Source organism: Modestobacter sp. SYSU DS0904 (genome assembly GCF_054051115.1).
Genome location: NZ_JBJHAQ010000007.1, coordinates 104,090 through 126,958, shown reverse-complemented (window position 1 = coordinate 126,958; position 22,869 = coordinate 104,090). Strand labels below are relative to the sequence as shown.

Below are 22,869 nucleotides of genomic sequence, written 5' to 3'. Positions count from 1 at the left end.
GACGCTACCTGCGCGCCTCCTACCCTGGAGCGGTGAGCCCGGCCGCGCCCTCCCCCACCACAGCGGCTGTCGTCACCACCACCGCCCTGGGCAGGCGGCACACCCCGCTGCTCACGCTGGTCCCCTCCGACGGCGCGCTGGCCTGGGTGCGCCGTGGCGAGGGGCTGGTCGGCTGGGGCGAGGCCGACCGGCTGGAGGTGTCCGGGCCCGACGCACTGGCCACCGCCGCCGCCTGGTGGGCCGACCGGTGCGCCCGCACCGAGGTGCACGACCCGGTCGGCGTCCCCGGCTCCGGCCCGGTGGTCTTCGCCTCCATCGCCTTCGACCCGGCGGCGTCGAGCTCGGTGTTCATCGTCCCGGAGGTGGTCGTCGGGCGGCGGGACGGCGCCACCTGGGTCACCGTCACCGGGGACGCCGGCGCCGAGGAGCGCGCGGTCGTGGAGACCTCGCCGGCGGTGACGACCACGTCCATCGGCCAGCTCCGCTACGCCGACGGCTCGCTCGACCCGGCCACCTGGTGCGCCTCCGTCGAGGCGGCGGTGGCCCGGATAGACGCCGGCGCGCTGGACAAGGTGGTGCTCGCCCGCGACCTGCTGGTCAGCGCCGACGAGCCGATCGACCCCCGCCGGCTGCTGCTGCGCCTGGCCGAGCGCTTCCCCGACTGCTGGACCTTCGCCGTCGACGACCTGCTCGGCGCCACCCCCGAGCTGCTGCTGCGCCGCACCGGCGACCAGCTCTCCGCCCGGGTGCTGGCCGGCACCGCCCCGCGCGGCGCGGGCGCCGAGGACGAGCGGCTCGCCGCCGCCCTGCAGCGCTCGGCCAAGGACCTCGCCGAGCACGGCTACGCCGTCCGCTCCCTGGTCGACGCCCTGCGCCCGTACTGCGACGTCATCGACGTGCCGACCGGGCCCTCGCTGCTCACCCTCCCCAACGTCCGCCACCTCGCCACCGACGTGCGCGGCCGGCAGCGGGGCGGCGCCGACCTGCTCGAGCTGATCGCCGCGGTGCACCCGACGGCGGCGGTCTGCGGCACCCCCACCGACCGCGCGGCGGCCCTGATCGGCGAGCTCGAGGAGATGAACCGCGGCCGGTACGCCGGCCCGGTCGGCTGGCTGGACGCCCAGGGGGACGGCGAGTTCGGGCTGGCGCTGCGCTGCGCCCAGCTGACCGGGGCCGAGGGCGGCCGGCAGGCGCGGCTGTTCGCCGGCTGCGGGATCGTCTCCGGTTCGGACGCGGCGGCCGAGCTCGCCGAGACGCAGGCGAAGTTCGCCGCCGTCCAGGCCGCCCTGGAGGACTGAGTTCCCCCTCGGGTCACCCGGAAGAGCAGAGCCGGCCCCAGTTCCGTCAAGACAACGGGCGTCCCGGCCGACCATCCCCTGGTGATGCCCGCCGCCCCGTCCCCGTCGCCGGTCCGCCGGCGACGCGTGGTGGCCGGCGCCCTGGCCCTGGGGACGACGGCCGCGATCGCGACCGTGCTGCTGCTCTCCGGCACCACCGTCGCCAGCTGCGCCTTCCTGCTGGTCAGCACGGGGGCCGCGGCCGTCGCCTGGTACGCCGACCGCACCCGCCCGCAGAACCGCCGCACCCAGCTGCCGTGGGTGCCGGTCGCGCTGACCGGCAACGCCCTGGGCGACCTCGCGTGGCAGCTGGAAGTGTGGCTGACCGGCTCCGCCCCGGAGGTCTCTGTGGCCGACCTGGGCTGGCTGAGCAGCTACGTCGCCCTCGGCGCCGCCTGTCTCACCGCCCGGTTCGGTGGCCGCCCCCGTCCCGGGGCCCGGATGTACGCGGTGCTGGACGGCACGGCGGCCCTGGCGGTGGCCCTGTTCGTCGTGCACCACAGCCGGGTGGCGGAGACGCTGACCGACCACGGTGTGCCCGCCCTCGCCCGGTTGACCTGGATCGGCTACCCGGTGCTCGACGTCGTCGTCGTCGGGCTGATCGCCTGGCGGGTCATGCTCAACGGCCGGGTGCGCGCGGTCGGCGCGCTGGTGCTCGGCGGGGCGCTGTGCTGGCTCTGCGCCGACCTGGGCTGGCTGCTGCTCGCCTCCCCGGACACCGTCAGCGGCTGGCTGGACGCCGCCTGGATGGCCGGCGTGACGCTCTTCGCCCTGGTGCCATGGGTGCCACCGCCGTCCGGACGCGACGCGGAGGCGGCCATCTCCCGGCCGGGGCACGGTCCCTGGCGGGTGGCGATCACCATCGCCCCGTTCACCGCTCCGGCGCTGGTGCAGGTGCTGGCCTGGCGCCACGAGGCCACCGTCAACCCCGTTCCCGGGCTGCTGGTGTGGAGCGTCCTGCTGGTGATCAGCACCATCCGCACCCGCATGCTGGTCACCGACAGCGAGCGCGCCTGGGCGGCGGTCCGCACCCAGGCCCGCCGCTTCGAGGCGCTGGCGCTCAACTCCTCCGACGCGGTCGTCGTCGTCGACCCCACCGGGCGGCTGGTGGCCGACTCGCGGTCGATGGCCGAGCTGCTGGGCCAGCCCGGCGTCGCCGGCGACTCGCTGACGGCGATGCTCGCCACCATCGGCGTCGACCCCGCCGACGTGCTGGCCGTGCTGGCCCGGGCCCGCGCCCAGCGGGGCACCGCCTCCGACCTGGAGCTGCAGGGCGGGCACCCCGCCGGGGGCACCGTCTGGCTGGGCGGCCGCGCCGTCGACCTGCTCGACGACCCGGACGTCGGCGGCATCGTGGTGAGCGTCTACGACATCACCGCCCGCAAGCTCGCCGAGCAGGAGCTGGCCCACCAGGCGTTCTACGACGCGCTGACCGGCCTGGCCAACCGCTCGCTCTTCCTGGACCACACCGAGCAGGCGCTGCGCCGCGCCGGCCGCACCGGCACCCCACCGATCGTGCTGTGCCTGGACCTGGACGGCTTCAAGGACGTCAACGACAGCCTCGGCCACCTGGCCGGCGACGAGCTGCTGCGCACCGTCGGGAGCCGGCTGCTGGGCGCCGTCCGCACCGCGGACACCGTCGCCCGGCTGGGCGGTGACGAGTTCGCCGTCCTGGTCGACGACACCCGCGGCGGGCTGCCCGAGGCCGCCGCGCTCGCCCAGCGGCTGCTGGACGTGATCGAGGCCCCGATCGACCTCGGCGGACACCGCGTCTCGGTGGCCGCCAGCATCGGCATCGTCGCCGCCGAGGCCGCGGCGACGCCGCTGTCGCTGTTCCGGGACGCCGACATCGCCATGTACCGGGCCAAGTCCGCCGGCCGCGCGCAGTCAGTGGTCTTCGACCCGGAGATGCGCGCCGCCGCCTTGGAACGGATCGAGCTGGAGCGCCAGCTGGCCGGGGCCCTGGACGCCGGGCAGCTGCGGCTGGTCTACCAACCCGTGGTCGACCTGGCCACCGAGCGGGTCGTCGGGTTCGAGGCGCTGCTGCGCTGGCAGCACCCGGTGCTCGGCCCGATCGGGCCGGACCGGTTCGTCCCGATCGCCGAGGACTCCGGGCTGATCGTGCCGATCGGCCGCTGGGTGCTCGCCGAGGCCACCCGCACCGCCGCCCGCTGGCAGCGCGCCCACCCCCGCGGCACGCCGCTGTCGATGGCGGTCAACGTCTCCGCCCGCCAGCTGGCCGGCGGCACGCTGGTCGGGCACGTCACCGAGGCGCTGTCCGACAGCGGCATCACGCCCTCGTCGCTGGTGCTGGAGGTCACCGAGACGGCGCTGGTCACCGACCGGTCCGCGGTCGCCGAACGGCTCGCCGAGCTGCGCGGGCTGGGCACCCGACTGGCGCTGGACGACTTCGGCACCGGCTACTCGTCGCTGAGCTGGCTGCGCCAGTTCGACGTCGACGTGCTCAAGATCGACCGCTCGTTCGTCAGCCTGCTCGACGGCTCCCCGGACGACGCGGCCATCGTGCACGGCCTGGTGCAGCTGGGCCGCACGCTGCGCCTGGAGGTGGTGGCCGAGGGGGTCGAGACCGCCGCCCAGCGCGACCGGCTGCGCGCCGAGCGCTGCGACCTGGCCCAGGGCTACCTGTTCGCCGAGCCGCTGGAGGAGGCGGCGGCCGACCTGCTGCTGCTGGACGAGTCGTCCGCGCTGCGCCCGCCGGTGCCCGGCGCCCGGGCCTGAGCCGGCCGGTCAGCCCCGCGCGGTGCGCAGCACCGCCGCCGCCGTGGCACGCAGCTGCCCGGCCAGCTCGGCCTCCGCCGCGGCGTCGGTGCGGACGACGACGACCCGCGGCCCGCCGGCGCCGAGTGCCGCGACCAGCTGCTCGGGATCGGTGACCGCGGTGGCCGCCCAGCCCAGCGAGCGCGCCACCGCCACCAGGTCCCGCCCGTGCGGGGTGCCGAACACCCGCCGGTAGCCCGCCGCGTACTGCGGCTGCCCCGGCTCGAGCTGGGCGAAGATCCCGCCGCCGTCGTTGTCCGGGACGACGACGGTCAGGTCCGGCCGGGGCTCCCCCGTCCCGGTGAGCAGCCCGGTGAGGTCGTGCAGGAACGTCAGGTCGCCCATCAGCGCGAACGCCGGCCCGCCCCCGGCCCCCTGGTGCGCCAGCGCGGCCCCGACGGCGGTGGAGATGGTGCCGTCGATCCCGGCGACGCCGCGGTTGGCCAGCACCGTCAGCCCGGGACGCGGCACCGCCAGCCGGTCGACGTCGCGGACCGGGGTGGACGACCCCAGCACCAGCAGCGCCCCCGCCGGCAGCGTCGCGACCACGTCCCGGGCCAGCCGCGCGGCGGTGAGCGCCCGGCCGGGCCGGTCGTCGAGCAGCGCGTCGACCGCGGCGCCCACCCGCTCGGCCGCCGCCGACCACTCCGCCGCCCAGCCGCCCACCGGGCGCGTCCCGCCCTCGCGCAGCGCGCTGCCCGGGTCCAGGTGCGCACTGCCGACCAGCGCACTGCCCCGGCCGGGATCGGCCCAGCGGGGTGCCGGGGCGTAGGTCTCCACCGTGACGTCCGGGTCGGCGAGCAGCGCGGACACCGGGCGGGACAACGTCGGGCGGCCCACCACCAGCACCCGGTCGGGCCGGTGCGCGGCCAGCCACTCCGGCGCCCCGAGCAGCAGCGCCGGCCCGCGCAGCGCCCCGGCGGCGCCCCACGCACCGCTGCTGGGCTCGGCGAGCACCGGCCAGCTCCGCTGGTCGGCGAGGACCGCGGCGGCCCGGCCCACCGCGGAGGGGGCGTCCCCGGCGATCAGCAGGGTGCGCGACCCCGCCGGGTCGGGTCCGGTGAGCGGCGCCCCCCGCGGCGCTCGGTCGCCGGGCACCGCGGCGGTCCACGGCGCACCGTCCGGGCGGCCGGCGAACGGGCCGGTGGGCAGCGGTGGGCGGACGTCAGGGGTGACGTCGTCGGGCAGCAGCGGCTCGCGCAGCGCCAGGTTCAGGTGCACCGGGCCCGGGTCGCCGGACAGCTCGCCCCGGGCGACCAGCAGCGCCTTGGCCACCAGCGAGCGCCAGTACCGGTTCTGCGCCGCCTCGCGCCCGGCCTCGGGCACGCCGACGTCGGCGGCCCAGCGGACCGCCCGCCCGTAGAGGCCGGGCTGTTCGATGGTCTGGTTGGCGCCGGTGGACCTCAGCTCCGGCGGCCGGTCGGCGGTGAGCGCGAGCAGCGGCACCCCGCTGGCGTCGGCCTCCAGCACCGCGGCGTGCAGGTGTGCCGTCGCCGTCCCGGAGGTGGTGAGCACCGGCACCGGCCGCCCGCCGGCCTTGGCCAGCCCCAGCGCCAGGAACGCCGCCGTCCGCTCGTCGATGCGCACGTGCAACCGCAGCCGGCCGGCGGTCTCCGCGTCGGCGAGCGCGAGCGCGACCGGGGCGGACCGGGAGCCCGGCGAGACGACGGCGTCGGTGACCCCGCCGCGGACCAGCTCGTCGACGAGCACCCGGGCGAAGGCGGTGGCCGGGTTCACGGCGCCTGCACCGCGGCCAGCCGCTCGCGCCAGCGCCGCTCGGTGCCGGGGTCGGCGGCGGTCTCGGCCAGCCGGTCGGGCACCGGGCGGGTCACCGGCAGCGCGCCGTCGACCGGCAGCAGCGGCTCGCTGGCGACGTCGGAGGTGAACAGCGCGACCGTGGCCAGCCCGCAGGCGAACGGCAGCTCCGGCAGCGCCGCCGCCAGCGCCACCCCGGCGGCGATGCCCACCGAGGTCTCCAGGGCGGAGGAGACCACGCACGGCAGCCCGTGCTCCTCGGCCACCTCGAGGGCGGCCCGGACCCCACCCAGCGGCTGCACCTTGAGGACGACGACGTCGGCGGCGTCGGCCAGCGGCACCCGCCGCGGGTCCAGCGCGCGGCGGACCACCTCGTCCGCAGCGATCCGCACGTCGACCCGGCGACGCAGCGCGGCCAGCTCCTCGACCGTGGCCACCGGCTGCTCGGCGTACTCCAGGCCGACCAGCCGGTCCAGCGCGGTCAGCCGGTCGGCGGCGGTGTCGACGTCCCAGGCGGCGTTCGCGTCGACCCGGATGGCGCCGGAGGGGCCCAGCGCGTCGCGGACCGCCTCGACCCGGGCGAGGTCGTCGGCGGCGGTCTGGCCGGGCTCGGCGACCTTGACCTTGGCGGTGCGGCAGCCCGACGCCCGGACGATCCCGTGCGCGCGTGCCGGGCCGACCGCGGGCACCGTCACGTTGACCGGCACGGTGCCGCGCACCGGGTCGGGCCAGCCGACCACCGCGGCCTCGTGGGCGCTGGCCCACCAGCGCCGGCTCTCGGCGACGTCGTAGTCCCAGAACGGGGAGAACTCGCCCCAGCCGGCCGGGCCGCGGACCAGCACGCCGTCGCGCACGTCCAGGCCGCGGAACCGGTTGCGCAACGGCACGCGGTAGACGTACGCCTCCAGCGCCGTACCGGCGCCGCCGGCTGCCGGGGCGATCACCGGCCCAGCGTAGAGCGCACCCCGGGCGCCCGGGTGCCGCGCAGTACCGTGGCTCCCCGTGGCCCGGCAGCTGACCCTCGTGCCGGCGCCCTCCCCCACCGGACCCGCCGCCGCGCTGGGCACCGTCTGGCCCGCCCTGCGGGCCGCGCTGGAGGGGGACGCCCCGCTGGCCGTGCTGCCCGCCGGCGCGGGGCCGGCCGCCGCCGCCCGCGCGGTGCTGCGCCCGGACGAGCCGCTGGAGCCGGGCACCGACCTGGTCGTGGTGACCTCCGGTTCGACCGGCGGCCCGAAGGGCGTGCTGCTGTCCGCCGCGGCGCTGCGGGCCTCGGCGGCCGCCACCGCGACCCGGCTGGGCGGCCCGGGGAGCTGGCTGCTGGCGCTGCCGGTGTCCGCCGTCGGCGGGCTGCAGGTGCTGGTGCGCAGCGCGCTGGCCGGGCGGGAGCCGGTGGTGCTGGGCCGTGGCGAGCCGCTGGCGACCGCCGCGGCCCGGCTGCCGGCCGGTGACCGTCGGTACACCTCGGTGGTGCCCACCCAGCTGCGCCGCCTGCTGGCCGAGGAACCCGCGGCGCTGGCCTCCTTCGACGCCGTGCTGGTCGGCGGGGCCGCCACCGACGCCGCACTGCTGGCCCGGGCGCGGGCCGCCGGGGTGCGGGTGCGCACCACCTACGGCATGAGCGAGACCGCCGGGGGCTGCGTGTACGACGGGCAGCCGCTCGACGGCGTGTCCGTGCGCATCACCGACGGCGGGATCGAGCTGGCCGGGCCGGTGCTGGCGCACGGCTACCGACTGGACCCCGCGGCCACGGCCGAGGCCTTCGGCCCTGATCCGGACGGCCGGGTCTGGTTCCGCACCCGGGACGCCGGTGCGCTGTCCCCCGACGGCGCCCTCGCGGTGCACGGCCGGCGGGACGACGTGGTGATCAGCGGCGGGGTGAACGTCGTCCCGCAGGCGGTGGAGGCGGTGCTGCGCGAGCACCCGCAGGTCGCCGACGCCGTCGTCGCCGGGCTGCCCGACCCGGAGTGGGGCCAGCGCGTCGTCGCCGCCGTCGTCCCCGCCCCCGGGGCCGCGCCCGCGCTGCCGGAGCTGCGCACCTGGGTGACCGACCGGCTCGGCGCCGCGGCGGCGCCGAAGGGCCTGCACCTGATCGACGCCGTCCCGACCCTGCACACCGGCAAGCCCGACCGGCGCGCCGTCCTCCACACCCTGGGAGAGATCTAGTGGCCACCCCCGCCCAGTGGCTGGCGGGCGCCCGGCCCCGCACCCTGCCCGCCGCGCTCGCGCCGGTGTTCGTCGGTACCGGCGTCGCGGCCGCGCTGGACGGGTTCCGGCTGGCACCCGCCCTGCTGGCCCTGCTCGTCGCGCTGTCCCTGCAGGTCGCGGTGAACTACGCCAACGACTACTCCGACGGCAGGCGCGGCACCGACGACGACCGGGTGGGCCCGATGCGGCTGGTCGGCTCCGGCGCCGCCACCGCCCGGCAGGTGCTGGTCGCGGCGATGACCGCCTTCGCCGTCGCCGCGGTGGCCGGTCTCGCGCTGGCCGCGCTGTCCAGCTGGTGGCTGGTGGTGGTCGGCGCGGTGAGCATCCTGGCCGCCTGGACCTACACCGGCGGCCCGATCCCCTACGGCTACCGCGCGCTGGGCGAGGTGTTCGTCTTCGTCTTCTTCGGCCTGGTCGCCGTGGTCGGGACGACGTTCGCCCAGACCCGTTCGCTGGACGGGCTGGCGTTCGCCGCCGCGGTGCCCATCGGGCTGTGCTCGGTGGCGCTGCTGGTGGTGAACAACCTCCGCGACGTGCACGGGGACGCCGCCGTCGGCAAGCGGACCCTGGCGGTGCTGCTCGGGGAGGCCCGCACCCGGCTGTTCTTCACCGGGCTGCTCGTCGTCGTCTTCGGCGCGATCGTGCTCATCGGGCTGGCCCGGCCCTGGGCGCTGCTGGCCCTGCTCGCCGTGCCGCTGGCCGTGCCCCCGGTGCGCACGGTGCTCTCCGGCGGCCGCGGGCCGGCGCTGATCGACGCGCTGAAGGGCACCGGCCGGCTCACCCTCGCCGTCGGGGTGCTGCTGGGCGTGGGGCTCGCGCTCAGCTAGCCCTCAGGCGGCGGGGTCGTCCTCGCCGCGCAGGTCGGCCCGGATCTGCTGCTTGCGCAGGCTCCGTGCGGCGATCGCCTCGGTGAGCCGCTCGCGCATGGGGCGCAGCGCCAGGTAGGCCACCGGCATGCCCAGCAGCAGGCCGAACAGCAGCGCGGGGAAGCCGGGCAGCCCCAGCACCCAGATCAGCGCCACCAGCGCCGCCACGATCGCCAGCCGGGCGAAGGTGTAGGCCAGCAGCCAGGGGACCAGCGGCGGCGGCTCCGCCGGCGCTCCGGTCGGCCCGACCGGGGTCACCGGTGCCTGTGCGTCGTCAGCCACGACGTCCCTCCCACTTCGTAGACAGGACAACCGTCGTCCGGGTGCGGGCCACGCCCCGGATCCGGTTGATCGCGCTGATGGTGTCCTCCAGGGCCGGGATGTCGACCACCCGCACCTTGAGCAGGTAGCCCTCGCTGCCGGCCACCCGCCAGCAGTCCTCGACCGGGGTCAGCGCGGCCAGCGCCTCCTCCAGCCCGACGTCGTCGACCTGGTCGCTCTCGATCACGCCGACCAGCGCGGTCACCCCGAGCCCCACCGCGGCCGGGTCGACCACAGCACGGTAACCGGTGATCACCCCGGCGGCCTCCAGCTTGCCCACCCGCTCGTGCACCGAGGGCGCCGACAGGCCCACCTGCCGGGCGAGTTCGGCGTAGCTGGCCCGCCCGTTGGCCTCCAGCAGCGCGATCAGCTGCTCGTCCACCGCGTCGATGACGCCCTCCGGTCCTGCCGTGGTCGCACCCGGTTCCTGAGAGCCCGCTGTGCCCGGTCTGTGGGCCGCGCACCCCGGGCGCGCGATCACCGGGTCCCAGTATCGGCGCGGTCGTACATTGGGTGCAGACGAGGGGGGTGGACCGATGGTCTTCCTGGTGATGCTGGTGATCGCTGCCGTGGTGGTCGTGCTCGTGATGCGGGCTGCCGCGGCTCAGAGCGGGGGTCCCGGCGGCTCGGGTGGGATCGGCCGGCCCGGTGCCGGACCCCGGCCGCCACGGCCGCCGCGGGCGCAGCGCCCGCCGGTCCGGCCGGTGGCGCCCGACGACGACCCGGAGTTCCTCCGGGAGCTCGAGCGCCGGGCCAAGCGGGACGACGGCAGCATGAGCTGACCCGACTCCCCCGCCGAGACGACGCGAGCCGTCAGCCCCGATCGAGGGGCTGACGGCTCGCGCTGTTGCAGGGGACGTCAGGCAGCGGTGCGGGAGCCGGCGAACAGCCGGCGCCAGCCGGCCCGTCGCGGGGCAGCAGGCCGGCCGGCGACCTCGTCCCGCGCGCCGGCCTGGTCCGTGCCCCCGCCGGTGTCTCGATCGGTGTCCCGGTCGCCGGGCCAGCCCAGCCCGGTCCCGTCGGCCGGGTCGCCCGGCCAGCCGAGCCCGCCCTGACCGGCGGCGTGCCGGGGACCGGACGGCTCCGGGCGCTGGTCCAGTGCTGCCGCGACCAGCGGGTGCACCGACGCGCCGTCGGCCGCCAGGTGCCTACCCACAGTGAACTCCACCGGGTTCAGTCATGAGCTGAGGATGACATGTCCGCTGGCCCGGTCGCGAGCCGCCGTCGTACTGCCGGACCGGTTTCACCCGATCGTGACGCTGGGTGACCAGCGGATCAGCTGACCCCGCCGTAGCTGTGCAGCCCGGTGGAGACCAGGTTGACGAAGAGCAGGTTGAAGATCATGACCACCAGGCCCACGATGTTGATCCATGCGGCGGGCCGGCCCCGCCAGCCCGAGGTCGTACGGGCGTGCAGGTAGGCGGCGTAGACCACCCAGGCGATGAACGCCCAGGTCTCCTTGGGGTCCCAGCCCCAGAAGCGGCCCCAGGCGCTCTCCGCCCAGATCGCCCCGGCGATGACCGCGAAGGTCCAGATCGGGAACCCGAAGACGACGGTGCGGTGCGCGGTGCGGTCGAGCGCGGCCGCGGAGGGCAGCCGGTCGAGCAGGGAGGGGGCCAGCGCCTCCCCGGCCGCGGCCCGGGACTCCCGGCGGCTGCGGACCAGGAACAGGATGCTGGCGATCCCGCTGACGAAGAAGATGCCGAAGCCCAGCGTCGCGGTGCTCACGTGCACCGCGAGCCAGCTGGACCGCAGGGCGGCGACCAGCGGGCCGGTCTGCACGTAGAGGAACAGCCCGATCAGCACCAGCGAGAGGACGACCGGCCCCAGCACGAAGGCACCGATGTGCCGCAGCGCCGGCGCGCGCACCGCCAGCACGACGTAGGCGACGACCGCCACGAGCACCACCGCGGTGGAGAACTCGTACATGTTGCCCCAGGGCAGCCGGTCGGCCGCCATGCCGCGGGCGACCAGCACCCCGGTGTGGGTGAGCGCGCCGGCGATGGTGAGGGCCATCGCAACCAGGCCGAGCCGGCGGGCCCGCCCGGTCTCCGGCGCGGATTCCGCCCCGGGGACGGCGCCGGCCGGGGCGCTCGGGGCGTTCCCGGCGCCGACCAGCTCGCGGGCCCGCGCGGGCCGGCCGAAGGCCAGCTCGGCGCAGAACGCCACCATGGCCAGGGAGTACAGCCCCACCGTGATGGAGAAGAGCGTGTCGGACAGCGCGGCGAGCGACTCGTCGATCACGACGGCGGGGCCTCTCTCTCGGGGGACGGGGGCGGTGCCGGTGCGGCATCGGCCAGCGCGCGACCGACGTCGTCGGTCAGCGCGGTGAACCGGGGGCCGGTGTCGGCGCTGCCCCGCGTCAGCGAGCCGATCGACAGCACCGTACCCCCGCCGTCCGGCCCCGGGCCGACCCGGGCGAAGACCCGTTCCCGGCGCACCAGCAGCATGCCGAGCAGGCCGACGAGGACCGCGATCGCGGCGGCGAGAACCCAGATCTGGCCCGGGTCGTGGGACAGCTGCAGCGCGGCGAACTGCCGGTAGCCGCTGAAGGTCACCACGGTGCCGTCGGGCAGCGTGGTCGACTCCCCCACGGCCAGGTTCGCCCGGCCGACCTCGGTGAGCCGCTCCTGGTCGATCAGACGCTGGTCCAGCGAGTAGACCGACTGCGGCAGCCCGGAGTCCAGCCCCAGGTAGCCGGTGTAGACGATGACCCCGACCATCGGGTTCAGCGGCCGCGGGTCGGCCGAGGTGACCACCCCGGCATCCAGCACCCCGGTGGGGGCGAAGAAGCCCTCGATCGCCAGCTGGTCGGTGCGGTCCGCGCCGAGATCGGGCAGCTTGAGCACGCCCTGGCTGAGCATGGTGGCCTGGTCCCCGGGGAGGAACGGCACCGACAGGTCGGTGAACGTCGTCCCGTCGGGGAGCGCGACGCTGAACTCGGGGCTGTAGCCGTGGCCGGTCACGTAGACCCGGTCGCCGTCGGTCCGCAGCGGGTCGTTGACCCCGATCGTGGTCTCCCGGTCGGCGCTCCCGCCGGCCGGGCCGTAGGTGATGTCGGCGGTGTACGAGGCCGCGGTCCGGTCCTCCTCGTAGGTCGCCTGGAAGTCGTCCAGGTCCACGCAGAGGTCCGACATCGCGCCGTTGTCGACGAGCGGGCCGGCGGAGTAGGTGTCGTACTGCTGGAAGGTGTTGCAGAAGCCGCCGCCCTCGGTGACCAGGATGCTGCCCTCGTAGCCCCAGAGCTTCCCGCCGGCCAGCCCGACCAGCAGCGCCAGCAGGGACAGGTGGAACAGCACGTTGCCGGTCTCGCGCAGGTAGCCCTTCTCCGCCGAGAGCTCGGGGCCCGCCCCGCTGGACCCGGCGGTGTGTCCTCGGCTGTCGCGCCGGACCACCCGGAAGCGGCGGACCCGCAGCTCCTCCTCCACCACGTCCAGCGCCGCCGGTCCGGCCAGCGGGGTGGGCAGCGCGGCGGACTCCGGCAGCCGGTGCAGGTGCCGGGGCGCCGAGGGCGGCGGGGTGAACAGCGAGCGGCCGTGCTCGATCGCCCGGGGCAGCACGCAGCCGATCAGCGAGGTGAACAGCAGCAGGTAGACCGCGGCGAACCACGGGGAGCTGAAGACGTCGAACAGGTAGAGCCGGTCCAGCCACGGCGCGAGCGTCGGGTTGTCGGCGAAGTACTGGGTGACGGTGCTCTGCGACAGCGACCGCTGGGGCAGCAGCGAGCCGGGGATGGCGGCCAGGGCCAGCAGGAACAGCAGGATCAGCGCGGTGCGCATCGCGGTGAGCTGGCGCCACCAGCGCAGCAGCCGGTTGAGCACCCGCCGACCGGCCGAGGGGCGGGGCGGCGGGGCGGGTGCGGCGGCTGCGCGTGGTGGGGCGGTGATCGTCACAGCGGGGCGCCCTCGGCCAGCCCGGTGGCGGCCAGCCAGCCCTGCAGCCAGCGCATCATCTCGGTCCACGCGCCGGTGACCAGCAGCAGCCCGACCAGCACCAGGACGGCGCCACCGAACCGGGTGACCGAGCGGGCGTGGCGCTTGAGGAAGGACATCGCGCCGACCGCCCAGCGGGCGCCGAGGGCGACCAGCACGAACGGCACGCCCAGTCCCAGGCAGTAGGCCAGGCCCAGCAGCGCGCCGCGGGCCGCGGTCGCCTCCTGGAAGGCGAGGTTCTGCACCGCGGAGAGGGTGGGGCCCAGGCACGGGGTCCAGCCCAGACCGAAGACGACGCCGAGCAGCGGGGCGCCGGCCAGCCCGGCGGCCGGGCGGGTGTTCAGCCGCGCCGTCCGCTGCAGGAACGGCAGCCAGCCGAGGAAGCCGAGCCCGACCAGGATCGTGACCACGCCCATCACCCGGGTGATGACGTCGTTGTACTCCAGCAGCAGCCGCCCGAGGCTGCCGAACGCGCTGCTCAGCGCCACGAAGACGACGGTGAAGCCGAGCACGAACAGCAGCGCCCCGAGCACCATCCGGCGGCGGGGGGCGCGCTCCGGGGTTTCCTCCCGCACCACCGTCGCCACCGCGCCGCCGGGGGCGGGGGACGGGGCCGGGGCAGCGGCTGTCGTGCGGGCCACGGCGCCGGTACCGACCAGGCCGGTGACGTAGGAGAGGTACCCCGGCACCAGCGGCAGCACGCAGGGCGAGGCGAAGCTGATCAGCCCGGCCAGCGCCGAGACCAGCACCGCGACCAGCAGCGGGCCGTCGGCGATCAGCTCCCGGACCGCGTCGACCACGTCACGCCTCCCCGGTGAGCTGCGCCAGCCCCGCGCGCAGGTCGTCCTGGCGCACCTCACCGGTGTACACCGCCGCGACGCGGCCCTCGCGGTCCAGCACGATCGTCGACGGGATCGCCGCCGCCGGGTAGTCGCGGAACGCCAGCGCCACCTCACCGCGCGGGTCGTAGAGCGAGGGGAAGGTGATGCCGTACTTCTCCTCGAACCGGACCGCCAGCTGCTCGGTGTCCTTCACGTTCAGCCCGAGGAACTGCACCCCGTCGTCGGCGACCTCGGTGTAGACCTCCTGGAACTGCGGCGACTCCACCCGGCAGGGCGCACACCAGGAACCCCAGAAGTTGAGCACCGTGACGTCACCGGCGAGCTCGCCGGAGTCCCACTCCCCGCCGCCGAGCAGGGTGCCGGAGAACTCCGGGGCGCTGGCCCGCTGGTCCTCCGGGATGACCCCACCCGCCGGGGTGCTCTGGACGAACCGGAACTCACCGCCGTTGGTCACGTCGACGGCGTCGTCGCCGGTGGTGCACCCCGCCAGCAGGGCGCCGGTCAGCGCGAGCGCGGCCGCCAGGGTCTTACGCACCGGGCACCGCGTCCGGGTCGGTGGCGCCGGCCGGCTCGGCGTAGGCGATGCCGACCAGCCGGTCACCGGAGTAGGTGAACGAGGTGACGCTGGCCAGGCCGCACTCCCGCCGGCGTGGGTCGTGCAGGTAGCGGCGCCCTTCCAGGTGCAGCCGCAGCGTCCAGATCGGCAGCTGGTGGCTGACGCAGACCGCGGCGTGCCCCCGGGCGGCGTCCCGGGCGGTCGCCACCGCGCCGAGCATCCGGGCGGCGATCTCCCGGTACGGCTCGCCCCACGACGGCGTCCACGGGTTGCGCAGCCGCCACCAGTTGCCGGGGTGCTTCAGCGCGCCGTCGCCGACGCCGAAGGCCGTGCCCTCGAAGGAGTTGGCGGCCTCGATCAGCCGCTCGTCGGTGGCGACCGGCAGCCCCAGCGCGTCGCTGATCGGCTGCGCGGTCTGCTGTGCGCGCTCCAGCGGGCTGGCCACCAGGTGGGTCACGCCGCGCTCGGCGAACCACGCCGCCGCGGTGCGGGCCATGCCCTCGCCGGCCTCGGACAGCCGGTAGCCGGGCAGCCGGCCGTAGAGCACCCCGGTCGGGTTGTGCACCTCACCGTGCCGCATCACGTGCACGACGGTCGTCTCGCCCGAGTGGCCACTTCGGCGCGGAGTCGGGTCGGTCACGGCTGCAGCTCCTGGGCGTCGGTGGACGACGGCGACGGCGCGGGTCCACCCGCGGCCTGCGCGGCGGCGGCGGCCGCGGCGGGCAGCGCGGCCAGCACGTGCTCGACGGCCTCGTCGTCCAGCGCGGCGCTGACGAACCAGGCCTCGAACGCCGACGGCGGCAGGTACACCCCGCGGGCGAGCATGGCGTGGAAGAAGGCGGTGTGCGCGGCGACGTCCTGGGTGCGGGCGTCGGCGTAGTCGCGCACCTGCCGCTCGTCGGGCACGAAGAACACCGAGAACATCGACCCGGCCTGCTGCACCCGGTGCGGCACCCCGGCGGCGAACAGCGCGGCGCTGGCCGCCCCGCGCAGCGTGGCGGCCACCTCGTCGCAGTGCGCGTAGACCTCGTCGGTGCACAGCCGCAGCGTGGTGAGCCCGGCGGCGACCGCGACCGGGTTCCCGGCCAGCGTGCCCGCCTGGTAGACCGGCCCGGACGGGGCGAGCTGCTCCATCACCTCGGCGCGGCCGCCGAACGCCGCGGCCGGCATGCCGCCGCCCATGACCTTGCCGAAGGTGAACAGGTCGGCGTCGACCGGGTCCAGGCCGTACCAGCCGGCGCGGGACACCCGGAAGCCGGTCATCACCTCGTCGACCAGCAGGAGCGCGCCGTGCGCCGCGGTGATCCGCCGCAGGTGCGCGTTGAAGCCGTCCAGCGGCGGGACGACGCCCATGTTGCCCGGCGCGGCCTCGGTGACGACGACGGCGATCTCGTGCCCGCGCTCGGCGAAGACCGCCTCGACCGCGGCGACGTCGTTGTAGGGCAGCACGATGGTGTCGGCGGCCGCGCCGGTGGTGACGCCGGGGGTGTCGGGCAGGCCCAGGGTGGCGACGCCGGAGCCCGCGGCGGCGAGCAGCGCGTCGACGTGGCCGTGGTAGCAGCCGGCGAACTTGACCACCAGCGGCCGACCGGTGACGCCGCGGGCCAGCCGCAGGGCCGAGAGCACCGCCTCGGTGCCGGAGTTGACCAGCCGCACCCGCTCGACCGGGGCGACCCGGCCGGCGATCTCCTCGGCCAGCTCGGCCTCGGCCGCGGTGGGCGTGCCGAAGGTGAACCCGTTGCGGGCCGCGGCGGTGACGGCGGCGACCACCTCGGGGTGGGCGTGGCCCAGGATCATCGGCCCCCAGGAGGCCACCAGGTCGACGTAGCGGCGGCCGTCGGCGTCGGTCAGCCACGGTCCGGACGCCGAGGCCATGAACCGGGGGGTGCCACCGACGGCGCGGAAGGCGCGCACCGGGGAGTTGACCCCACCCGGCGTCACCCGCCGGGCCCGGTCGAACAACTGCGCCGACGCCGGCGCCTCGTACGGGTAGGGCTCGGTCACGGCTCCACTCTCCCAGGCCGATCGGTGGGAGCGCCGCCCCCGGGGTGTCCGGCCAGGATGGCGGCGGTCACAGCCTGCGGCGCGCGGGTCGGCACCAGCACGGTGCCGCCGTCGTTCCGCCGCAGCGGCAGCCCGGTGCGGCCCCGGGGCAGTGACCAGCCGCCGCCGAGGACCGGGGCGCCGGCGTCCACCCCCGCCGTCCCGGCGCGCACCGCGCGCAGGTGGTCGGCGTCGACGTCGGCCAGCGGGACCCGCTCCCGGCCGACGCTCAGCGCGGCGTCGGAGCCGCGGCCACCGACCCGCACCGTCCACGCCCGGCGCGCGGACAGGCAGCCCGCCGCCACCACCCCCAGGACGAGGACGGCGAGCGCCGCCCAGGCCCCGGCGGGCAGGTCCGGGCCGGGCAGCACGGCGGCCAGCGCGATGACCACCGCCAGGCCCGCGGCGGCCAGCCAGAACGGCCGCCACGAGCCCCCGGGCTCGACGTAGGTCGCGTCGTCCGGGGGCTCTGGGCTCATGGGCGTGGGCTGCTCAGCGCAGCCAGCGGGCGGCCTCGACCGCCCAGTAGGTGAGCACCGAGCCCGCCCCGGCGCGGCGGATCGCGGTCAGCGTCTCCAGGACCGCCCGCTGCCGGTCGACCCAGCCGTGGGCCGCGGCCGCCTCGACCATCGCGTACTCACCGCTCACCTGGTAGGCGCTCACCGGGACGTCGACGGCGTCGGCGACCCGGGCCACGATGTCCAGGTAGGGCAGCGCCGGCTTGACCATCACCGCGTCCGCGCCCTCGGCGAGGTCCTGCGCGACCTCGCGCAGCGCCTCGTCGGCGTTCGGCGGGTCCATCTGGTAGGTCGACCGGTCACCGAACTGCGGCGCGCCCTCGGCGGCCTCGCGGAACGGGCCGTAGAAGCCGGAGGCGTACTTCGCGGCGTAGGCGAGGATCGGCGTCTCGGTGTACGCGGCGCCGTCCAGCCCCCGCCGGATCGCCGCGACCTGACCGTCCATCATCCCGCTGGGGGCGATCACGTGCGCCCCGGCCCGGGCCTGGGCGATCGCCACGGCGGCGTAGCGGTCCAGCGTGGGGTCGTTGTCCACGATCCCGGCCGGGGTGACCACGCCGCAGTGCCCGTGGTCGGTGTACTCGCACAGGCACAGGTCGGCCATCAGCACCAGCTCGTCGCCGAGGTCGGCGCGCAGGTGCTGCAGCGCGCGGTTGACCACGCCGTCGGCGGCGTCGGCCTGCGAGCCCACCGGGTCCTTGTCGGCCGGGATGCCGAAGAGCATCAGCCCGCTGATGCCGGCCTCGGCCGCCTCGGCGGCGGCCTTCCGCAGCGAGTCCTGGGTGTGCTGGACGACGCCGGGCATGGAGCTGATCGGCTGCGGCTCGGTGATGCCCTCCTTGACGAAGACGGGCAGCACCAGGTCGGCCGGGGCCAGCCGGGTCTGCGCCGTCCACCGGCGCATGGCCGGCGTCGACCGGAGCCGGCGCCCCCGGGCGAAGCCCGGGTTGGCGCCGGCCCGGCGTACGTCGGGGTCGGTCACTTCTCGCCGCCCTCGGCCTCGGCCCGGCGGGCCTCGGCGAACGCGGCCAGCGCGTCGACCAGCGGGCCGACCGCGGCGGTCTCGGGCTGCACGTCCACGCGCAGGCCGAACTCGGTGGCGCTGGCGGCGGTGGCCGGGCCGATCACCGCGACGACGGTCTTGGCGTGCGGCTTGCCGGCGATGCCGACCAGGTTGCGCACCGTGCTCGAGGAGGTGAAGCAGACCGCGTCGAAGCCGCCGCCCTTGATCGCCTCGCGCACCGTCGCCGCCGGCGGAGCCGCCCGGACGGTGCGGTAGGCGGTGACGTCGTCGATCTCCCAGCCGCGCTCGACCAGGCCCGCGGCCAGGGTCTCGGTGGCGATGTCGGCGCGGGGCAGCAGCACCCGGTCGATCGGGTCGAAGACGTCGTCGTAGGGCGGGAAGTCGGCCAGCAGCCCCTCGCTGGACTGGTCACCGGTGGGCACCAGCTCCGGCACGATGCCGAAGTCGCGCACCGCCTGGGCGGTCTGCTCGCCGACGCAGGCGACCTTCACGCCGGCGAAGGCGCGGGCGTCCAGGCCGAGCTCGACGAACTTCTCCCGCACCGCGCGGACGGCGTTGGTGGAGGTGAACACGATCCAGCCGTACCGGCCGGTGACCAGGCCCTTGACCGCCCGGTCCATCTGCGCGGGGCTGCGCGGCGGCTCGACGGCGATCGTCGGCACCTCGACCGGGACGGCGCCGTAGGCGCGCAGCCGGTCGCTCATCTCCCCGGCCTGCTCCTTCGTCCGCGGCACCAGCACCCGCCAGCCGAACAGCGGGCGGCTCTCCCACCAGGAGAGCTTGCCGCGCTTGTCGACGGCGCTGCCGATGGTGACCACGACCGCACCGGTGAGGGACTCGAGCCCGGCGGACTTCTCCGCCACCGCCGCCAGCTTGCTGGCCACGCTCTTCTGCGCCGTGCCGCTGCCCTCGGTGGTGACCAGGACCGGGGTCGAGCCCGGGAGCCCGCCCTCGACCAGGCCGGCGGCCACGGTGGGCAGCTGCTCGGCGGTCGCCTGCAGCACCAGCGTGGCGCCGGTGCCGGAGGCGGCAGCGGCCAGTGCGGCCAGCTCGGCCGGGGCATCGGTGCCCGGGCGGAGGTCGGCGGTCACCGACGTGCCACCCAGCGGGACACCGGCGTAGCCGGGCACCGCGGTGCTCACCGCGACGCCGGGGACGACGTCGAACGGGATGCTGGTGCGGGTGACCGCCAGCGCCTCCTTGACGACGGCGTCGCTGGTGAACGGGTCACCGGCGACCAGCCGGACCACCACGTTGCCGTTCTTGGCCGCGGCGACCGCGCCCTTGGCGACGTCGGCCGGCTCACCGCTGACCGGGGTCAGCTCGAGGTCCGAGTGCGCCTCGCGCACCGCCTCGGTGATGGCGGCCGAGACGTCCGGGTCGACCAGCACCGTGTCGGCACCGGCGATCGCTGCGCTCGCCCGGGCGGTCAGCAGCTCCGGGTCGCCGGGGCCGGCACCGACGAACACCACGGTGCCCTTGCTGCTGCCGTTCTGCTTGCGTGAGCGCGTCATCGCGTGCTCCTGTTCCTGCCCCCGGAGGGGGTCGCTGCGGGTGGTACGGGGTCGTGGGGGCGGGCGGGCGCCCGCCCGGGTCGGCGCGTCACCGGGCTGCCGCCATCAGCGCGGCGGCGCCGCGGTCGAGCAGCTCGGCGGCCAACTGCCGGCCCAGCGCCTCGGCCTCGGTGGCCGGTCCGGTGAGCGAGCCGCGGATGCCGTCGCTGCCGTCGATCGCGGTCACCGAGGCGCGCAGGTAGAGCTCGCTGGCGCCGTCCTCGTCCTCGGCCAGCTCGGCGGCGGCGGCCACCGGGGCGCTGCAGCCGGCCTCGAGGGCGGCGAGCACGGCGCGCTCGGCGGCGACGCAGGCCCGCGTGCCCGGGTCCTCCAGGACGGCGAGCAGCTCGCGCACCCGGGCGTCCTCGGCGCGGCACTCGACGGCGAGGGCGCCCTGAGCGGGCGCGGGCAGCACCTGGAGCGGGTCGAGGACCTCGGTCACCACGGCGAGCCGGTCGATCCGGGCCAGCCCGGCGCGGGCCAGCACGACGGCGTCCAGGTCGGCGTCCGCGCCGAGGGCGCGGGCCATCCGGGTGTCGATGTTGCCGCGGATCGGCACCACGTCCAGACCGAGCCCGAGCGCGCGCAGCTGCGCCATCCGCCGGGGAGCCCCGGTGCCCACCCGGGCGCCGGGGGGCAGCTCGCCGAGGGTGAGCCCGTCCCGGGCGACCAGTGCGTCCCGGGCGTCCTCCCGGGGCGGGACGGCGGCGAGCGTGAGCCCCGGCGCGGGCGCGGTCGGCAGGTCCTTGTAGCTGTGCACCGCGAAGTCGACCTCGCCGCGCAGCAGCGCCTCCCGCAGCGCGGCGACGAAGACGCCGGTGCCGCCGAGCTGGCTGATCGCCTCGGTGGACCGGTCGCCGTAGGTGCTCACGTGCACGAGCTCGACCGGCACGCCGGTGGCCGCGGTCAGCGCGTCGGCGACGTGCTGGGACTGCGTGAGCGCCAGCTGGCTGGCCCGGGTGCCCAGCCGCAGCGGGACGGCGGCGGTCACGGGGCACCCCCGGTGCGCCGGTCGCGGGCGGCAGAGCCCCCGCCGCGCCCGTCGCGGGCGGCCTCGATCCGCGGGTCCAGCGCCGACAGCGGGGTGCCGGCGGGCAGCTGCGGGTCGAGGGTGACGGCGTCGGAGAGGGTGGCCCGGTCACCGTCGGTGGCGCCGGACAGGCCCAGGCCGAACAGGGCCCGGAGCGCGTCGGCGTAGTCGGTGCCGCCGGGGGCGCTGGCCAGCTCCTTCACCCGGACGGTCGGCTCGTGCAGCAGCTTGTCGACGACGCGGCGCACGGTGCGGGCGATCTCGTTGCGGGCCTTGGCGTCGAGGTCCGGCAGCCGGGTGGACAGCCGGAGCAGCTCGGCGTCGACGACCTCGGCGGCCTGGCTGCGCAGCGCGGAGACGGTGGGGGCGACCGCGGCCGCCTGCCGCTCCGCGCGCAGCAGCGAGGTCTCCAGCTCGACCAGCGCGTGCGCGGCGGCGATGTCGTCGGCGGCGACCGAGCCGGCCACCGGCTGCCCCGGGTGGGCGGCCCGCTCGCCCTGCAGCATCGCCAGGTCGACGACGTGCACGCCGGGCAGGCCGGCGACCGCGGCCTCGACGTCGCGGGGCAGCGCGAGGTCGACGACGACCATGCGCCGGTCGCCGCGGCCGGCCATCGCGGTGCGGACCAGCTCCTCGCCGATCACCGTGCCGGTGGCGCCGGTGCAGGTGACCAGCACGTCGGCGGCGGCGACCTCCTCGGGCAGCCGGGCCAGGTCGGCCTGGCGCCCGCCGACGGACTCCGCCAGCCGCGCGGCGCTGGCCGGGGTGCGGCTGCTGACGGTGACGGCGGCGCCGCGGCGGGCCAGCGTGGTGGCCGCGAGGGCGCCCATCGAGCCGGCGCCGACGACGAGCACCGGGCGGCCGGCGAGGTCACCGAGGACGTCGCTGGTTCGGTCCAGCGCGACCGACACCAGCGAGGCGCCGGCCCGGTCGATGCCGGTCTCGGCGTGCACCCGCTTGCCGACCCGCAGCGCGCGCTGGGCGATCGGGTGCAGCTCGCGCCCGACCGTGCCCTGCTCCTGGGCCAGCGCGTAGGCGGCGCGCAGCTGCCCGAGCACCTGGGTCTCCCCCACCACCATCGAGTCCAGGCCGGCGGCGACCGTGCACAGGTGCCCGATCGCCTGGTCCTCGTAGTAGACGGTGACGTAGGGCGAGAGCTCCTCGACCGTGGCACCGGCGTGCCGGGCGAGCACCCGGCTGACCTCGGTGACGCCGCCGTGGAAGCGGTCGACCTCGGCGAAGACCTCGATCCGGTTGCAGGTGGCCAGCACCATCGCCTCGCTGACGTGGTCGCTGTCGACCAGCTCGTGCAGCGCCTTGACCGTCTCGTCGCCGTTCATGCTGACCTGCTCGAGCAGGGCTACCGGAGCGGTCTGGTGGCTGATGCCCACGGCGAGCAGGCTCATCTCGCGATCCCCGCCGTCCGCAGCTCGCCCGCGGGCACCGGGAGGTCGCCGCGCTGCTGGTCCAGGAAGGCCAGCACCTGCAGCTCCACCGACAGGTCGACCTTGCGGACGTCGACCCCCGCGGGCACGGACAACGCCACCGGCGCGAAGTTCAAGATGCTCCTCACCCCGGCCGCGACGAGCCGGTCGCAGACCGACTGCGCCACCTCGGCCGGTGTCGTGATGACCCCGATCGTGGCGGCGGTGGCACCCACCACCGCCTCGAGTTCCTCCACCGGGCGGACCGTGCACCCGCCCACCAGCGTGCCCACCGTGGCGGGGTCGCTGTCCAGCAGCCCGACGAAGGTGAAGCCGCGGCTGGCGAAGCCGGTGTAGTCGGCCAGTGCCGAGCCCAGGCGGCCGAGCCCGACCAGCACGCACGGCCGCGCCCGCTCGCCGCCCAGCGCCTCCGAGAGCCGGGCGCGCAACCCGGCCACCGAGTAGCCCACCCCCCGCACACCGCAGGGCCCCAGGTGCGAGAGGTCCTTGCGCAGACCGGCCGGGTTGACCCCGGCGGCGTTCGCCAGCTCGCCGGAGGAGACGTGACTCCGGCCGTCGTCGGCGAGACCGGCCAGCACCCGCAGGTACACGGCCAGCCGGGCGACGGTGGCCTCCGGGATGTTCCGGGGCCGCGACTGGGTCACGGGCAGACTCCACAGCGGTC

The 22,869-nt window shown here is 76.5% G+C and carries 22 protein-coding genes; 5 read left to right on the top strand and 17 right to left on the bottom strand.

The genetic code is table 11. The features are described from left to right. Nucleotides 1-32: 32 nt before the first annotated feature. Nucleotides 33-1,298, top strand: coding sequence for an isochorismate synthase (locus ACI79U_RS07275; RefSeq protein ID WP_457063968.1), 1,266 nt, complete (start codon nt 33-35; stop codon nt 1,296-1,298). Between the two features lie 84 nt (nt 1,299-1,382). Then, nucleotides 1,383-4,076 carry a putative bifunctional diguanylate cyclase/phosphodiesterase gene (locus ACI79U_RS07270; RefSeq protein ID WP_457064237.1) on the top strand — a complete coding sequence of 898 codons (2,694 nt, stop codon included), beginning with the start codon at nt 1,383-1,385 and terminating at the stop codon, nt 4,074-4,076. Between the two features lie 9 nt (nt 4,077-4,085). Here ACI79U_RS07270 and menD read toward each other — a convergent pair whose 3' ends face one another. Continuing rightward, on the bottom strand, nt 4,086-5,852 hold the full coding sequence (gene menD / locus ACI79U_RS07265) for a 2-succinyl-5-enolpyruvyl-6-hydroxy-3-cyclohexene-1-carboxylic-acid synthase (RefSeq protein ID WP_457063970.1): 1,767 nt from the start codon (nt 5,850-5,852) through the stop codon (nt 4,086-4,088). Beyond that, nucleotides 5,849-6,814 carry an o-succinylbenzoate synthase gene (locus ACI79U_RS07260; RefSeq protein WP_457063972.1) on the bottom strand — a complete coding sequence of 322 codons (966 nt, stop codon included), beginning with the start codon at nt 6,812-6,814 and terminating at the stop codon, nt 5,849-5,851. Before ACI79U_RS07260 ends, menD begins: the two co-directional genes overlap by 4 nt. A gap of 58 nt (nt 6,815-6,872) precedes the next feature. Between ACI79U_RS07260 and menE the strand changes: the two genes are divergently transcribed. Both menE and ACI79U_RS07250 read left to right on the top strand, forming a co-directional pair. After that, the gene (gene menE, locus ACI79U_RS07255) at nt 6,873-8,033 is read left to right on the top strand and encodes an o-succinylbenzoate--CoA ligase (protein ID WP_457063974.1); all 1,161 of its coding nucleotides are present in this window, start codon (nt 6,873-6,875) and stop codon (nt 8,031-8,033) included. Beyond that, on the top strand, nt 8,033-8,902 hold the full coding sequence (locus ACI79U_RS07250) for a 1,4-dihydroxy-2-naphthoate polyprenyltransferase (RefSeq protein ID WP_457063976.1): 870 nt from the start codon (nt 8,033-8,035) through the stop codon (nt 8,900-8,902). The genes menE and ACI79U_RS07250 overlap by 1 nt, the downstream gene beginning before the upstream one ends. Nucleotides 8,903-8,905: 3 nt before the next feature. Here ACI79U_RS07250 and ACI79U_RS07245 read toward each other — a convergent pair whose 3' ends face one another. Both ACI79U_RS07245 and ACI79U_RS07240 read right to left on the bottom strand, forming a co-directional pair. Continuing rightward, entirely contained in the window at nt 8,906-9,223 is a 318-nt protein-coding gene (locus tag ACI79U_RS07245; protein WP_457063978.1) for a DUF4229 domain-containing protein, read from the bottom strand. After that, on the bottom strand, nt 9,216-9,644 hold the full coding sequence (locus ACI79U_RS07240; RefSeq protein WP_457063980.1) for an Lrp/AsnC family transcriptional regulator: 429 nt from the start codon (nt 9,642-9,644) through the stop codon (nt 9,216-9,218). Before ACI79U_RS07240 ends, ACI79U_RS07245 begins: the two co-directional genes overlap by 8 nt. A gap of 154 nt (nt 9,645-9,798) precedes the next feature. Between ACI79U_RS07240 and ACI79U_RS07235 the strand changes: the two genes are divergently transcribed. Further along, on the top strand, nt 9,799-10,044 hold the full coding sequence (locus ACI79U_RS07235) for a hypothetical protein (protein WP_457063982.1): 246 nt from the start codon (nt 9,799-9,801) through the stop codon (nt 10,042-10,044). 77 nt (nt 10,045-10,121) lie between these two features. Here the strand turns inward: ACI79U_RS07235 and ACI79U_RS07230 are convergent, their stop codons facing one another. The 13 genes from ACI79U_RS07230 to ACI79U_RS07170 all read right to left on the bottom strand — a co-directional run bounded on the left by ACI79U_RS07230 (nt 10,122) and on the right by ACI79U_RS07170 (nt 22,849). Next, entirely contained in the window at nt 10,122-10,418 is a 297-nt protein-coding gene (locus ACI79U_RS07230) for a hypothetical protein (protein WP_457063984.1), read from the bottom strand. Nucleotides 10,419-10,537: 119 nt separating this feature from the next. After that, entirely contained in the window at nt 10,538-11,506 is a 969-nt protein-coding gene (gene ccsB, locus ACI79U_RS07225; RefSeq protein ID WP_457063986.1) for a c-type cytochrome biogenesis protein CcsB, read from the bottom strand. After that, on the bottom strand, nt 11,503-13,155 hold the full coding sequence (resB, locus tag ACI79U_RS07220) for a cytochrome c biogenesis protein ResB (RefSeq protein WP_457063988.1): 1,653 nt from the start codon (nt 13,153-13,155) through the stop codon (nt 11,503-11,505). The genes ccsB and resB overlap by 4 nt, the downstream gene beginning before the upstream one ends. Further along, a complete protein-coding gene (locus tag ACI79U_RS07215; protein ID WP_457063990.1) occupies nt 13,152-13,994 on the bottom strand; it encodes a cytochrome c biogenesis CcdA family protein in 843 nt (280 codons plus the stop codon). Before ACI79U_RS07215 ends, resB begins: the two co-directional genes overlap by 4 nt. A gap of 1 nt (nt 13,995) precedes the next feature. Then, complete coding sequence (locus ACI79U_RS07210) at nt 13,996-14,571, bottom strand: TlpA family protein disulfide reductase (RefSeq protein WP_457063992.1); 576 nt, start codon at nt 14,569-14,571, stop codon at nt 13,996-13,998. Further along, nucleotides 14,564-15,232 carry a histidine phosphatase family protein gene (locus tag ACI79U_RS07205; protein WP_457063994.1) on the bottom strand — a complete coding sequence of 223 codons (669 nt, stop codon included), beginning with the start codon at nt 15,230-15,232 and terminating at the stop codon, nt 14,564-14,566. Before ACI79U_RS07205 ends, ACI79U_RS07210 begins: the two co-directional genes overlap by 8 nt. Then, entirely contained in the window at nt 15,229-16,596 is a 1,368-nt protein-coding gene (gene hemL / locus ACI79U_RS07200) for a glutamate-1-semialdehyde 2,1-aminomutase (protein ID WP_457063996.1), read from the bottom strand. Before hemL ends, ACI79U_RS07205 begins: the two co-directional genes overlap by 4 nt. After that, nucleotides 16,593-17,114, bottom strand: a complete 522-nt coding sequence (locus ACI79U_RS07195; protein ID WP_457063998.1) for a hypothetical protein — start codon at nt 17,112-17,114, stop codon at nt 16,593-16,595. Before ACI79U_RS07195 ends, hemL begins: the two co-directional genes overlap by 4 nt. 13 nt (nt 17,115-17,127) lie before the next feature. Continuing rightward, complete coding sequence (gene hemB / locus ACI79U_RS07190; protein WP_457064000.1) at nt 17,128-18,135, bottom strand: porphobilinogen synthase; 1,008 nt, start codon at nt 18,133-18,135, stop codon at nt 17,128-17,130. Then, nucleotides 18,132-19,691 (bottom strand): uroporphyrinogen-III synthase, encoded by a 1,560-nt coding sequence (locus tag ACI79U_RS07185; RefSeq protein ID WP_457064002.1) that lies wholly within the window; start codon nt 19,689-19,691, stop codon nt 18,132-18,134. Before ACI79U_RS07185 ends, hemB begins: the two co-directional genes overlap by 4 nt. Before the next feature lie 88 nt (nt 19,692-19,779). Continuing rightward, on the bottom strand, nt 19,780-20,721 hold the full coding sequence (gene hemC, locus ACI79U_RS07180) for a hydroxymethylbilane synthase (protein ID WP_457064004.1): 942 nt from the start codon (nt 20,719-20,721) through the stop codon (nt 19,780-19,782). Next, nucleotides 20,718-22,166, bottom strand: a complete 1,449-nt coding sequence (locus tag ACI79U_RS07175; protein WP_457064006.1) for a glutamyl-tRNA reductase — start codon at nt 22,164-22,166, stop codon at nt 20,718-20,720. The genes hemC and ACI79U_RS07175 overlap by 4 nt, the downstream gene beginning before the upstream one ends. Beyond that, nucleotides 22,163-22,849, bottom strand: a complete 687-nt coding sequence (locus ACI79U_RS07170) for a redox-sensing transcriptional repressor Rex (protein WP_457064008.1) — start codon at nt 22,847-22,849, stop codon at nt 22,163-22,165. The genes ACI79U_RS07175 and ACI79U_RS07170 overlap by 4 nt, the downstream gene beginning before the upstream one ends. Between the last annotated feature and the right edge of the window lie 20 nt (nt 22,850-22,869).